General features: G+C 68.9%; 10 protein-coding genes. 7 read left to right on the forward strand and 3 right to left on the reverse strand.

The window, feature by feature from the left end; translation table 11 throughout:
* Positions 1 to 4: 4 nt before the first annotated feature.
* The 7 genes from dxs to ABF401_RS07310 all read left to right on the forward strand — a co-directional run bounded on the left by dxs (position 5) and on the right by ABF401_RS07310 (position 7,688).
* Positions 5 to 1,879: a 1-deoxy-D-xylulose-5-phosphate synthase gene (dxs, locus tag ABF401_RS07280; RefSeq protein ID WP_353508874.1), complete on the forward strand. Its 1,875-nt coding sequence runs from the start codon at positions 5 to 7 to the stop codon at positions 1,877 to 1,879.
* A 225-nt stretch (positions 1,880 to 2,104) separates the two neighbouring features.
* Positions 2,105 to 3,325 (forward strand): substrate-binding domain-containing protein, encoded by a 1,221-nt coding sequence (locus tag ABF401_RS07285; protein WP_353508875.1) that lies wholly within the window; start codon positions 2,105 to 2,107, stop codon positions 3,323 to 3,325.
* Positions 3,322 to 4,080: an ABC transporter ATP-binding protein gene (locus ABF401_RS07290; protein WP_353508876.1), complete on the forward strand. Its 759-nt coding sequence runs from the start codon at positions 3,322 to 3,324 to the stop codon at positions 4,078 to 4,080. Before ABF401_RS07285 ends, ABF401_RS07290 begins: the two co-directional genes overlap by 4 nt.
* Before the next feature lie 5 nt (positions 4,081 to 4,085).
* A complete protein-coding gene (locus tag ABF401_RS07295; protein WP_353509003.1) occupies positions 4,086 to 4,841 on the forward strand; it encodes an ABC transporter ATP-binding protein in 756 nt (251 codons plus the stop codon).
* Entirely contained in the window at positions 4,838 to 5,722 is an 885-nt protein-coding gene (locus tag ABF401_RS07300; protein ID WP_353508877.1) for a branched-chain amino acid ABC transporter permease, read from the forward strand. The genes ABF401_RS07295 and ABF401_RS07300 overlap by 4 nt, the downstream gene beginning before the upstream one ends.
* Positions 5,719 to 6,756, forward strand: a complete 1,038-nt coding sequence (locus ABF401_RS07305) for a branched-chain amino acid ABC transporter permease (RefSeq protein WP_353508878.1) — start codon at positions 5,719 to 5,721, stop codon at positions 6,754 to 6,756. Before ABF401_RS07300 ends, ABF401_RS07305 begins: the two co-directional genes overlap by 4 nt.
* Positions 6,753 to 7,688: an alpha/beta hydrolase gene (locus ABF401_RS07310; protein WP_353508879.1), complete on the forward strand. Its 936-nt coding sequence runs from the start codon at positions 6,753 to 6,755 to the stop codon at positions 7,686 to 7,688. Before ABF401_RS07305 ends, ABF401_RS07310 begins: the two co-directional genes overlap by 4 nt.
* Before the next feature lie 17 nt (positions 7,689 to 7,705).
* On the opposite strand, the gene ABF401_RS07315 is transcribed toward ABF401_RS07310, so the two are convergent.
* From ABF401_RS07315 to ABF401_RS07325, 3 genes are all read right to left on the reverse strand, one after another.
* Entirely contained in the window at positions 7,706 to 9,562 is a 1,857-nt protein-coding gene (locus ABF401_RS07315; RefSeq protein ID WP_353508880.1) for a helix-turn-helix domain-containing protein, read from the reverse strand.
* A gap of 71 nt (positions 9,563 to 9,633) precedes the next feature.
* Positions 9,634 to 10,467, reverse strand: coding sequence for a 3-hydroxybutyrate dehydrogenase (locus ABF401_RS07320; protein WP_353508881.1), 834 nt, complete (start codon positions 10,465 to 10,467; stop codon positions 9,634 to 9,636).
* A gap of 148 nt (positions 10,468 to 10,615) precedes the next feature.
* Positions 10,616 to 13,213 (reverse strand): RICIN domain-containing protein, encoded by a 2,598-nt coding sequence (locus tag ABF401_RS07325; RefSeq protein ID WP_353508882.1) that lies wholly within the window; start codon positions 13,211 to 13,213, stop codon positions 10,616 to 10,618.
* Positions 13,214 to 13,574 lie beyond the last annotated feature (361 nt).

Here is a 13,574-nt window from a genome sequence, read left to right on the forward strand (position 1 = left end):
CAGCGTGAGCCTGCTCGAGCAGATCGAGAGCCCAGCAGACGTGAAGGCGCTGTCGGCAGCCGACCTGCCGGCGCTCGCCGACGAGATCCGCACCTTCCTCGTCACCGAGGTGTGCAAGACCGGTGGGCACCTCGGCCCCAACCTCGGTGTCGTCGAGCTCACCATCGCGCTGCACCGCGTCTTCGACTCGCCCCGCGACACCATCGTCTTCGACACGGGCCACCAGTCCTACGTGCACAAGCTGCTGACGGGGCGCCACGACTTCAGCAGGCTCAAGAAGCAGGGCGGCCTGTCCGGCTACCCGAGCCGGGCAGAGTCCGAGCACGACGTCGTCGAGAACTCCCATGCATCGACGGCCCTGTCCTGGGCGGACGGCATCGCCAAGGGCCGCCGGCTGCGCGGCGAGAGCGGCCGCCACACGGTCGCGGTCATCGGTGACGGCGCGCTCACCGGCGGAATGGCGTGGGAGGCGATCAACAACATCGCCGTCGACCGGGACCTGCCGCTCGTCATCGTCGTCAACGACAACGAGCGCTCCTACGCCCCGACCATCGGCGGGCTTGCCGAGCACCTGGCGACGCTGCGCACGACTCGTGGCTACGAGCGGTTCCTCGACTGGGGCAAGCGCTCCCTCGTGCGCACGCCCGTCGTCGGTGGTGCGATGTTCGAGACGCTGCACGGCGTCAAGAAGGGCATCAAGGACATCGTCGCTCCGCAGGGGATGTTCGAGGACCTCGGCCTGAAGTACTACGGTCCGGTCGACGGGCACGACGAGCTGGCCGTCGAGCGGGCCCTGCGGCAGGCGAAGGAGTTCGGCGGGCCGGTCATCGTCCACGTCATCACCCAGAAGGGCCGGGGCTACCAGCCGGCCCTCGACGACGACGCCGACCACATGCACGGCATCGGCAAGATCAACCCCGAGACGGGGCTGCCCTTCCAGGTGTCCGGTCGGATCTGGACGGACGAGTTCAACGAGGAGATGGTTCGCATCGGGTCCGAGCGACCCGACGTGGTGGCGATCACTGCGGCGATGCTCATCCCGGTGGGGCTCGACGGCTTCGCCGCCGCCCATCCCGACCGCGTCTTCGACGTGGGTATCGCCGAGCAGCACGCCGTGACCATGGCCTCCGGCCTGGCTTACGCGGGGCTGCATCCGGTCGTCGCGGTCTACGCGACCTTCCTCAACCGTGCGTTCGACCAGGTGCTCATGGACTGTGCCCTGCACCGCGCCGGGGTGACGTTCATCCTCGACCGCGCCGGTGTCACCGGCAGTGACGGGCCCTCCCACAACGGGATGTGGGACATGACCCTGACCTCGATGGTTCCCGGCCTGCGCCTCGCCGCACCCCGGGACGGCGAGCAGGTCAAGCTGCAGCTGCGCGAGGCGCTCGACGTGTCCGACGCACCGACGGTCCTGCGCTTCCCCAAGGGCGACGTGGCCGAGCCGGTCGCCGCGGTGCGATCCGTGGGCGGCGTCGATGTCCTGCACGAGACGGGGGAAGGCGAGGTCGAGGTGCTCGTCGTCGGCGTCGGGGCATTCGCCGGGATGTCGGTCGACGTGGGGGAGAAGCTCGCGGCCCAGGGCCACACCGTGCGTGTCGTCGACCCGCGCTGGGTGCTTCCCGTCAGCCCGGCCCTCGTCGAGCTGGCCCGATCCGCCGGTGCCGTCGCGGTGGTCGAGGACAACCTGGTCAGCGGTGGGATCGGTTCTGCCGTCACGGTCGCGTTGCGGGAGGCCGGGATCGACGTCCCCGTGCACACCTTTGGCATCCCGAAGCGCTTCCTCGCACACGCGTCGCGCGCCGAGCTCCTCGAGGAGCTTGGCCTGACGGCCGACACGGTCGTGGCCGGCCTCGCGCCCACGCTCACTGTGCGCTGACCACAGAGTCATCGCGGGCGTATGCCGCTGGGCTTGCCCGCGAACGTCCGCGCGGGCCCGCTGTGGTTGCCTTCCGTGTCGACTGGACACATGGGACCGGGGTCTTTGTGGTGGGGCAGCCCACCAAGCGAGCAGACGCGCTCAACTACTTTCGCCGGGAACGGCTGGGTGACAAAGGATCTCGCGACGCATAGGGAAGCGAGCACCCACCAGAGGTGGAGGACGATGGTGTCCAAGCGTTGGAGTGTCGTGCTGGCGGGAGCCCTGCTCAGCATGTCGGTGGCGGCCTGTGGCGCGCCCGGTGAGCCCGGCGCCCCGGCCGACCAGGGCACGCAGGGGGCCGGCGCGGCGTCAGGGGCCCCCGTCAAGGTCGGCCTCGTCTACTCGAAGTCGGGTCCGCTCGCAACCTACGGTGAGCAGTACCGCCAGGGCTTTGCCGCCGGTCTGGACTACGCCACCAAGGGCACCGGGGCGGTCAACGGCCACAAGATCGAGGTCACCGAGCAGGACGATGCCGGCGACCCGGCTAAGGCGGTCGCCTCGGCGACCGACCTCATCGGCCAGGGCCACAAGATCATTGCGGGCTCGACCTCGTCCGGGGTCGCCCTGCAGGTCGCGCCGCTCGCCGCGGACAACAAGGTCCTCTTCGTCTCCGGCCCAGCGGCCGTTGACGCCGTCACGGGCGCGAACAAGTACACCTTCCGGTCTGGTCGCCAGACCTTCCAGGACGTCGCGACGGCCGGTTCCATGCTCGGCGACGTGACGGGCAAGAAGGTCACGGTCCTCGCGCAGGACAGCGCCTTCGGCAAGGCCAACATCGCCGCCGTCACCGCCGTCCTCGGAGGCAAGGGCGCAAAGGTCGACTCCGTCGAGGTCCCCGCGGCCGCGACCGACGTGACCCCGTTCGCCACGAAGATCAAGGGTGCGGCTCCGGACCTGCTCTTCGTCGCCTGGGCCGGCACCAACGCGGCCGCGATGTGGTCGACGCTGGAGCAGCAGGGGGTCTTCGAGTCGACCAAGGTCGTGACGGGTCTCGACATCAAGCCGACCCACGCGATCTTCGGCAAGGCGTCGACGCAGATCAACTTCCTCTCGCACTTCTTCGACGGGGCAGCCGACAACGCCGCCTACAAGGCGCTCGACGAAGGCATGAAGGAGCAGGGCGCCTCGGTCGACCTGTTCACCAACGACGGCTTTGTCGCGGCCCAGATGATCGCCCACGCCATCGAGGCGAGCGACTCGGACGTTGACGCCATGGTGTCCGCGCTCGAGGGCTGGAAGTTCGAGGGACCGAAGGGCCAGCTCGAGATCCGTGCCGAGGATCACGCGCTGCTGCAGCCGATGTTCACGGCGACGCTCAAGCAGGACGGCAGCAACGTCACGCCAGTCCTCGGCGAGACCCTCGACGCCGCGGCCGTCGCCCCCCCGGTCACGCCGTTCAAGTGACCATACCGGTCATCAGCGGGGAGGCCATCGGCTGGAAGATCGGTGGCGCCCAGATCCTCGATGACGTCTCGCTCGAGGTTGGGGCCGGTGAGCTGCTCGGCATCATCGGCCCCAACGGGGCGGGCAAGTCCTCGCTCGTCAACATCCTCAGCGGGGTCACCCGCCCGACAACCGGGTCGGTCCGGCTGGGCGGCGATGACGTCACGAAGCGATCAGCGACGCGGCGAGCTCGTCTGGGGTTGTCGCGGTCCTTCCAGACCTCGGCGCTCTTCGATGGGCTGACGGCCGGGGAGAACGTCCACCTCGCAATCCAGGCCAGCGGTTCGGCGCCGTTCTCGCCGTTCCGGGTGGCACGTCCCGGACGGGACGGGGCCGCCGGCCAGGACGTGGACACGCTCCTGGAGCGGGTCCGCATGCCGGGGAAGGCGACGACTCCGGCGCGGGACCTCTCGCACGGTGACCGCAGGAAGCTCGAGCTCGCCATGGCGCTGGCCTCGGACCCGAAGGTCCTGCTCCTCGACGAGCCCATGGCCGGCGTGTCCGCCGAGGACGTGGACGGACTGACCGAGATCATCGGCGAGGTCCGCGACTCGGGCGTGGCCGTCGCCATGGTGGAGCACCACATGCACGTCGTCCTCGGCCTCGCGGACCGCGTGGCGGTGCTCCACCACGGGCAGCTGCTCGCCTCCGGATCCCCCCAGGAAGTGACGACCGATGAACGCGTCCAACAGGCCTATCTTGGAGAAGCCCTGTGACTGACATGACCACGGCCCTCGACCGGGCGGCCGCACCCGGCAGCGAGGGCGGCCCGGTGCTCTCGGTCGAGGACCTCCACGTCCGTTACGCCGGATCGCACGTCCTGCAGGGTGTCTCGTTCACCGTGCCGGCAACCGGCGTGACCGCCCTGCTCGGGCGCAACGGCGTGGGCAAGACGACGACGCTCAAGGCGATCATCGGCCTCGCCCCGCGCACCGGCCGAGTCATCTTGCAGGACAGGGAGATCCAAGATGAGCCGACGACGCGGATCATCCGCCGCGGCATCGGCTATGTCCCCGAGGACCGGGAGGTCTTCGGTGGCCTCACCGTCGACGAGAACCTGCGCCTCGTCGATCCGGACCGAGGTGTTGAGGCGCCCATCGTGGGCAGGCTCTTCCCCGACCTCCTCGCCCGTGCCAAGCAGCGCGCCGGAACGCTCTCCGGTGGCCAGCAGCAGATGGTCTCGCTGGCCCGGGTCCTGCTCAGGGATACCTCGGTGCTGCTCATCGACGAGCCGACCAAGGGTCTCGCCCCGAAGCTGGTCACCGAGGTGGCCGACGTGCTCGCGGAGGTCGCGAGGACCACTCCGATCCTGCTCGTCGAGCAGAACCTGCCGCTCGTGCGGCGGATCGCCGACACGGTGGTGGTGCTCGACGCCGGCCAGGTCGTGCACCGCGGCGGTGCGGCAGAGCTCGTCGCTGATCCGGAGCTGACTCGCGAGCTCCTCGGCGTCTCGATGCGACGGGAGGGGGCAGCATGACGGACCTCGTGCTCATCCTCGTCACGGGCCTCGGTCTCGGGGCCCTCTACTTCCTCGCGGCGAGCGGGCTCAGCATCATCTACGGCCTCATGGGCGTGCTCAACTTCGCCCATGGCGCCTTCATGATGGCCGGGGCGTACGCCGGATTCCTCACCATGGGGGCCCTTCCGGCCACCCTCTCCGTTGCGGCACGCCTCGCCATGGCCGTGCTCGTCGCACTCGTGGTCGGTGCCGTCGTCGGGTTCATCGTCGAAGTGGTCCTCATCCGGCCCCTCTACCGGCACCACATCCAGCAGGTGCTCGCCACCGTCGGTCTGTCGCTGGCCAGCGTCGCGGCAGCACAAGGCATCTGGGGAGCGGACCCGCGCACGGTGGAGAAGCCGGAGTGGATGGCCAGCACGACGACGCTCCTCGGAGCCCGGCTGCCCAATGACCGGTTCCTGTTCATCGCGGTGGCACTCGCCGTGTTCCTCGGGTTGCAGGCACTGCTGCACTACACCCGCCTCGGCCTGATCATCCGCGCCGGTGTCGAGAACCGCACCATGGTCGAGGCACTCGGCATCAACGTCCATCGGACGTTCACCATCGTCTTCGCTCTCGGCGGTTCCGCTGCCGCGTTGGCCGGACTGCTCTACTCGCAGTACGCGGGGACGGTGTCACCCGCCCAGGGCGGCTCGCTGCTGATCTACGCCTTCATCGTCGTCGTCATCGGCGGAATGGGGTCCCTCGTCGGCACCGCGGTCGCGGCCGTGGCCGTCGGTCTGGTCCAGCAGCTGGCCAACTTCTACGCCGCAAGCGGCGTGGGCGACCTGTCCGTCGTGCTGCTGCTCGCCCTGGTTCTCCTGCTCCGCCCGACGTCAATGAAGGGAGCCCACGCATGAGGACCGCCGTGTCGCTCAAGGCCCTCCCGGCCATCATCGTGCTGGCCGTGCTCGCCTACCTCCCGTACGTGCCGATCGAGGTGCCCGGTCTCCTGCCGGGTCGGGTCAATGGGCCGGGCAGCCTCCAGCTGCTGGCGACGTGCCTCGTCATCGCCGGTATCGCCCTCAGCTACGACGTCATCTTCGGCCGGACCGGGCTGCTCAGCTTCGGGCACGCGCTCTTCGTCGCCGCTGGCAGCTACCTGCTGACGATCTCCCTGTCCGACTGGGCGCTTCCGCTCCCCGTGGCGATCCTGTTGTCTCTGGGCGTGACGACACTGCTCGCGCTCGTCGTCGGCGGCATCGCGCTGCGGGTCGGCGGGATCGCCTTCGCCATGGTGACGCTTGCCTTTGCCCAGGCGGCGTCGATCATCGTCATGCGCAACGCGGGCGGCCTGACCGGGGGCGAGGAGGGCAAGTCCCTCAACCGCGACGCCGTGCCAGAGCTGCTCGTCGGCGTGGCGAACGCGCCGTACCGGTACTGGCTGGCGCTCGGCTTCGTCGTCGTGGCGTTCGTCATCGTGACGCTGCTGGTGCGCTCGCGCGCCGGTCACGCCATGGCCGCGGTTCGCGAGAACGAAGCCCGCGCTGCAGTGCTCGGCTTCGACACGTACCGAGTCAAGCTGCTGGCGATCGTCGTCGGAGCCGTCCTCGGCGGGCTGGGCGGCATCGTGCACGCCCTCGTTCTGGGCGGGTCCAATCCGCACGTGACCACGACCGAGTTCACCCTGGCCCTGCTTATCATGGTCGTGCTCGGTGGAGCTGGCAGCATGTGGGGCGCGCTGCTCGGCGGCTTCCTCTACTCCTATGCCGATGCACGGCTCGTGGAACTGAGCGGCGCGGGCTTCCTTGACGCGCTGCCGGACGTCGTCCAGCAGGTCCTGTCCGAGCCGCTCTTCATCCTCGGTTTGTTCTTCATCATCATCGTCTACTTTGCACCGGCCGGCCTGACGGGACTCGGAGGCCGGCTCATCAGGAGAGGCCGCGCGACATGAGCATCGCTCCCGACTTCGTCATCGAGCAGCCGATCGGCAGCCTCGCCATCCATGACCTCACCGTCGGCGTGGCCAGGGAAGGTGCTCCGGTGGTCGTGGCCGTCCACGGAATCACCGCGAACGGCCTGTCGTGGCGACGGGTGGCCGATGAGGTCGATCGCCGTCATGGATCAGGCGCAGTGCGCTTCCTGGCGCCGGACCTGCGTGGCCGCGGTGGTAGCCGACGGGTGCCGGCCCCCTACGGGCTGGCGGCCCACGTCGAGGACCTCAGCTCGATCGCCCTGGTCTTCGCGGCCGCGCCGCTGCTCGTCGGTCACTCCATGGGCGCGTTCATCTCCGCTCTGGCCCTGGCCACGCATCCGGAGCGGTTCTCCGGTGCGGTGCTGGTGGACGGGGGGCTGGCGATCCCTGCGCCGGCGGAGGTCGACATCGATGCGGCACTGACCGCGGTCATCGGCCCTGCCATGGACCGCCTCGCGATGCGGTTCGACGGTGTCGACGACTACCTCGCGTTCTGGCAGGCGCACCCGAGTCTGGGGCCGGCCCTGCGCGGTCCGGGTGGCGAGGCGGTCCGGCAGTACCTCACCCACGACCTGGTGCAGGACGAGGCAGGCGGTGGGCGGTGGCGCAGCTCCTGCGAGCTCAACGCGGTCCGGGCCGATGGAGCGGACATCCTGGCCGATCCGCAGACGCATGGCGCGGTCCGTCGAGCCGTCGAGCTCGGCAAGCCGATGGACCTCGTGTGGGCGCGGCGAGGACTGCTCAACGAGCCGCAGGGCCTCTATGACGAGCAGCGGCTCGCCGCCCTCGGGGTCCCGCATGAGGTGGCGGTCACCCCGGTCGACGCCAACCACTACGACGTCATCCTGGACGCTCCGGGCATCGAGGCGATCGCCGACGCGATCGATCGCCACCTGGGCCTGCGCCACTGATCCCGGCGGGAGGGGCGTCAGTCCTGCGCGAGCAACCTGCGCAGTCGGAGTGCGAGCTGCAGCTCCAGGGACTCGTCCGGGAGCTGCCAGGTGGCCCCGAGCAACGCGCCTATCCGCTCAAGCCTCTGCGACACCGTGTTGACGTGGACGTGCAGGCTCGCGGCGGCGTGGCGTGGGCTCGAGCCGGCCGCGAAGTACGCCTCGAGCGTGCCCACCAGGTCGGTGCCACGGCGCTCGTCGTAGTCGAGGATCGGTGCCAGGAGCCGCCTCACGTACTCGGCCACGTCAGGGTCGGAGCCGACGATGAGGCCGGCAAAGCCGAGCTGGGTCGCGGCCGCACCGTGGCCACGGTGACCGAGCGCGATGAGCGCTCGAGCCGTCCGGGCTCCCTCCTCGTGGGCAGCAGGGATCCCGTCGACGCCGGTAACTGGTCCCACTCCCGCTACGGTCACGGGCGACCTGCGGCTGAGGCGAGCGGCAACCGACTTCGCGAGCGCGTCCGGGTCCTGCCCAGGGACGAGCGCCACGATGTGTCCGTCGTGCGAGCCGACGAGGGAGCCCTCCCCGGTGGCCGTGCCGACGGACATGACGAGGGCGCGGTTCGCCGCGCGGTCCTCTCCGCGCATGACGAGGACGCAGAACTCGACGAGGGGGTCGAAGCCCCATGCCCGGGCGAGCTGGACGCGCTCGGCGTCACCGCCCCTGCCAGTGACGAGGTCAGAGATGAGCCGGTTGCGCTCGGACTGCCGCGCATCGGCGGCGTTTCGTTCGAAGAGCAGGACGAGCGCCGTCACCATGCCGGCGCGCTCCACCGTGCGGCGGTCCGAGTCGCTGAGGTCCCCGACGTCACCGATGAACAGAGTGCCGAGCTGCTCGTGAGCCGCGGTGATCCGCACGGCGTAGGTGTTGTCCACATGGACGATGCGCCCACCGGCCTCGCTCGCCTGCCCGAGGAGCTCCTGAAACCCCGGCCCCTCGATGAGGTCTGGCGCCGGGCCCGTCGCGGACCGCACCGCGTTGCCCTCGTCGACGAGCACTGCCCAACCGCCGAGCAGCTCGGCGACAGCGTGGGTGATGCCGGCAACTCCGCCGCCACCGAGGACGAGGGCAGCGAAGCGGTCATGCGCCGCAGCAGCCTTCTCGACGCCAGCGGCGTACTGGCGCACCGTCTCGTGGGCCTGCTGCAGCGCCCGGACGGCGTTCTCGGCATCCGCGAGAGCCCGGGTCTGGACCAGGGTCACGGCCGCCAGCGTGGCCAGGTTGCCCAGGAGGCCTACCTCTTCGCGCGTGAACGGCCGCGCGGTGCGATTGGCTGCGAACAGCACCCCCACGAACTCTGACTCGACGATCAGGGGCGTGCCACAGATGGCGACGATCCCCTCCTCGCCGACGGCGCCGTCGATCGGGCGCGTGTGCTGGAATCGCGCGTCCGAGAAGTAGTCCGCGGTCCAGTACGGCTTCCGGGTCGAGGCGACGAGCCCGCCGAGTCCGTCCCCGAGGGCCAGGCGCACGGACTGGAAGGCCGCGGAGACCGATCCCGAGGTGGCCCGCATGTAGGTGTCCTTCGCCACCGGGTCGTAGAGCGTCAGGTATGCCAAGTCTGTCTGGAGCAAGTGGCGGGCGCGGCGGACGATCGCCTCGAGGACCTGGGCCGGGTCGTGCTCCGTGGCGAGTTCGCGGGCGGTGTCGAGCAACGCCGCGAGCCCGGCCTCTCGGCGCTGGTGCACGTCGCGGGTGTGGGCAATGCGCAGGGCCAGGTCACGTCCGGCCGAGGGGGCGTCGGCGCCGGCGACATCGGCGACGGTGGCGCCGGACGCCAGCAGCTCGAGCAGGTGGAGAACCTGCTCGGTCGAGGTGTCCGGTGTCGTCGTCACGGGGCCGATCTTAGGCAGGGTCTTCGGCATCGGCGCACGGGGCGACGCACCGGTGGACCAGGTGTGTTCCCTCAGTGGGCCGTCCACCCGCCGTCCATGAGGAAGGACGTGCCCGTGACCGACGCGGACGCGGGACCGCAGAGGAACAGGGCCAGGGCGGCGACCTCGTCCGGCTCGACGAGCCGCTTGAGGGCGACCGGCGAGAGCATGATCGTGTCGACCACCTCACTCGGCGCGATGCCGTGGGTCCGAGCCTGGTCCTCGATCTGCTTCTCCACGAGCGGCGTGCGCACATAGGCCGGGTTGATGCACGTCGACGTCACGCCGTGCGGGCCCCCTTCGAGGGCGACCACCTTGGACAGGCCCTCAAGTCCGTGTTTGGCGGTGACATAGGCCGACTTGAAGGCGCTGGCGCGCAGGCCGTGGACGCTGGAGATGTTGATGATCCGTCCCCAGCCCTGCGCGTACATGTGGGGCAGCGACTGCCGAATGAGGCGAAAGGGAGAGACCAGCATGAGGTCGATGATGAAGTCGAACCGCTCGAGCGGGAACTCCTCGATGGGACTGACGTGCTGGATTCCCGCGTTGTTGACGAGGATGTCGACGGCGGTCGGCAGTCCCGCGAGGCCATCGAGATCGGCCAGGTCGGCGAGGATCGGGCTGACGCCCGACTCGCGGGCGAGGTCGGCCAGCCCCGCCTCATCGCGGTCGACGGCGTGCACCTTGGCTCCCGCCCTGCTCAGCGACCGAGCGATGGCGGCGCCGATGCCGCTGGCGGCCCCGGTGACGAGGGCGGTCCTGCCGTTCAGGTCGATGGGGTCATTGGCCGTCGAGGGGGTCGTCACGCGGAGGGGTGCGATGGACCCTGGAGCGGCGTCGCGAGCGTCATGGCGGGCGTCGGGCATGCCGGAAGACTATGAACCGGCCACCGACCCGATCATGTGCCTGCCAGACACAAATCCGCGGTAGCGATGTGGCCCGCCGCCGGGTCGCGCCCAGGGGTGTCCACCACGCCCCGATGCGCGTCGGTCAGGCCATGTCGACGTCTCGTTTCTAGTTGAGGTAGAACTTCTGTGCGGCGGTCTTGTTGCCGGTCCACGTCCATACGTTCGTGCCGTTCGCGGTCTTCGCGCCTGCAACATCGAGGTAGAGACCGCTCACGTTCGAGACGAAGTAGTAGCTACCGTCGTCGTCACCGGTGGGCCGGATGGACCACCGCTGGGCGGCAGAACCGTTGGCCTGGTACTGCCAGACGTTGGTCCCTGCGGTCTTCCGGCCGCCGGCGACGTCGACCACCTTGCCCGTGGTGGTCCCGGTCCGCACCTCATAGATGTCGCCGGAGAGGTTGCGCAGCGTGAACCGTTGGGCGTTGGTGCCGTTGGCGCTCCAGATCCGGATGTTCGCACCGTTTGCGGTGCTGCCTCCAGCGACGTCAAGGACCACGCCCTTGGCCAGCTTCGAAGAGATCTCGTACTTTCGACCGTCGACCAGAGCCGCGCCGAACGCGAACTTCTGGCCGGCCGTCGCCGTGTCGCTCGCGATCTGGATGTTCGTCCCGGCCGTCGTCCCCGAGCCCTTCGCCTCGAGCACGAACCCGTTGTCCGAGCCCCCGGTGGTCGCCGGGATCATGGTCCCCAGCGCCGACGCGATCGTGAAGTTGGTCCCGTCATAGCTGGCGATGGCCCACTTCTGGGCAAGCGTGCCGTTCGAGGGGTACTGCTGGACGTTGGTCCCACTGGCTGCCACTCCCCCTGCTACGTCGAGGACCTGACCGGAGTTGACGTTCGTGATGGTGTAGAAGGAGTCGTTTCCGCGCTTGACCGTGAACTTCTGGGCCGCGGTCGTGTTGGGGGTCCACACCTGGACGTTTGCAGCGGCGACCTTGGACGCACCGCTCACGTCGACATTGAGCTTGCCGTTGACGATCGTGTAAGTGCCGTCGGCCAGGCGGGCGTTCTTGAGGAATCCGGCCCCGCCGAGCAGGTTGCTCATCCCCGTCTGGCGCTGCGACAGATAGGTGCGCAGGGTCGCGATGTCGCCAGCAGGAGTGCTGGACCACACGGTCTGCGAGCTGGTGGTGGGCCAGCGCAGCTTGTTGAGCCGGGCAGAGTCTGCGACCTCACTGGCATAGGACGCGAGACCGCCGCCCGTGAGGAGTGCGCCCACCTCGGGGGCGACGTTGTCCTTGTAGGCCTGCTGCACGGCTTGACGGAAGTCGGTGTGCGCGAGCAGCTGCTTGATCCACTGCGGCTTGACGCGGGCGAGCTTGGCGACGTGGATGAGGGCAGGATCGGCCGCCGACTTCAGGCTTCCCATGGTCCGGTCCGAGTCCCAGACAGGACCGGCGAAGAGCTTGCTGCCCTTGTCCATGTAGAAGTACGTGCTCGACTTGAACCCGTCGTCGTTGGCCATGAGCTCCTGGAGTGCGTAGTAGTTGGCGAAGGACCCGGCATCGAGATAGTTGGCGTAGCCGGTCCCGGTGCCGTAGATCGCGTCCTCCAGCTTCTGGACGTAGCCAGCGATGTAGGCCAGCTCGGCCGCGTTTGCGATCTCGGGAGACTTGACCGTGAAGGGAGTCCCGCGCTTCGTGATGAAGTACGACTTCTCCGCACGCGACCCGTTCGCGAAGTCCATCTCGAGCAGGTAGCCACCGTTCTTGTAGTCGGTCGGCGTGTTGGGGAAGTCCACGTACTGCGCTTCCATCAGACCCGCGAAGCGAGAGTCGGTGGCCGAAGCCTTCGTGGGCGTGATGGCCCCGATGTCAAGACCAGGGTTTGCCGCCTCGTTCGCCTTGTCGAGATCGGTGAGGGGCAACCGGGTGGGGGCAACCTGCACCTTCTCGGTGAGGTAGTAGGAGCCGCGGAAGCCGCCATCGATCCAGAGGTCGATCATGCGCCCCTTGATGGAGTAGTCATTTAGCCCCTGCCGCTTGAGCAGTGCGCCCTCGAGGTTGTAGCTGACCTCGTTGCGGATGTTGGAGGCGTCGAGGTAGTTGGCCAGCAGGATCCAGGTCTTGTGCGCACCCGCTGCGGGCACCAGCTCGGTGCTCGAGCCGAGCTTGATCTGGTAGGGCTTCTTCGGGTACACCCACGTGGAGTTGCCGCGGCCCTTCATCTCCCCGAGGAGGTTGTTGTAGATGGGCGCGGCAGCTGCGTCCGAGCCGACCAGCGCCATCGCGCCACCGGTGTCCACGTTGTCCTTGGACTCCTCGATCCAGTCGAGGCCGCCGGGGTTGGTCGTCTTGATGTACATCGCCGGCACCTGGGTCGACTGGTACGCCCGGACGGGGCTGGCGTCGACGCCGGTGAAGGTCAGCTCGAGCCCTTGGCCTGCGCCCGTGGCCACCGTGTAGTCCGCGGAGGTGAACGGCTGTTTCGTGCCGTCCGCGTGCTTGATCCAGCCGGTCAACGCGTTCGGGTCCGCAGAGGCGGGCAGATACAGGATCTCGCCCGGCGCGAGCGTCACGTCGTCCACGTCGGTCGAGGAGTCGGGCACGCTGTTGAGCGCGCTCGAGGCACTGATGTTGTTGAAGGTGAAGCCGGTGACCGATCTGTCGGCGGCGTGCGCCGACGCGGGCGCTACCACCCCTGCGATGGCCAGCACCAGGCCCGGGATCAGGTAGCGGAACCGGTTGACGCGTGTCTCTCTCATGAGACCTTCCCCTTTGATCACGTTTGGCGACGTCGGGGGTCGCTGACATCGTGCACACTGCGCAGGACTCCCGGTCTCTCCCGGTTCCATTCAACGTAGCGAGTCGGGTCGACGCCGGTGGCCAAACACTCAACGCGGCGGATCCGTACGTTCGTCGGTCGGGGGATGGGGCAGGCCGCGTACATGCACGCTCGGCCAAATAGCTGGATTCTGGATCCAAGCCCGGCCACGTCGGGCTTCATCGAGATGGAGCGGCGTCAACGGCCCCGGGACGGCGAGCGACGGGCACATGGCGCCATCGTGGTCGCAGCTGCATAGCGGAATGTTGCATGGCCTCGCGCATGGGAGGAGCGACAGCACT

This window comes from Intrasporangium sp., assembly GCF_040414665.1.
Lineage (GTDB): Bacteria > Actinomycetota > Actinomycetes > Actinomycetales > Dermatophilaceae > Intrasporangium.